Source organism: Massilia mucilaginosa, assembly GCF_011682145.1.
Classification (GTDB): domain Bacteria; phylum Pseudomonadota; class Gammaproteobacteria; order Burkholderiales; family Burkholderiaceae_D; genus Telluria_A; species Telluria_A mucilaginosa.
In genome coordinates, this window is sequence record NZ_WHJH01000398.1 from 1 (window position 1) to 230 (window position 230).

Annotated in this window: 1 protein-coding gene; it reads left to right on the forward strand. The window is 57.0% G+C overall.

Annotation, left to right across the window (positions count from 1 at the left end; genetic code table 11):
* A partial coding sequence (locus F2P45_RS35325) for a transposase (RefSeq protein WP_187367280.1) occupies positions 1-230 on the forward strand: 230 nt, incomplete at both ends.

The following is a 230-nucleotide window of genomic DNA, read 5'->3' on the forward strand; positions in this document are numbered from 1 at the left end:
ATCGGGAGCTACGATCTCGCGCTTTGAACACGCAGCAAGTCGCCAGGATATTTATCGCGTCAGCGAGGCTCTGGTCGAACAGTTCATCGCCAGCTTCGCCAGCCCGCCAAAGAGCTTGATTCTCGATCTGGATCACTCCGAGGATGCATGCTACGGCCAGCAGCCGCTGGCGTTCTACAACCACCACTATGGTTCGACCTGCTACTTGCCGCTGATGATTTTCGACGGCC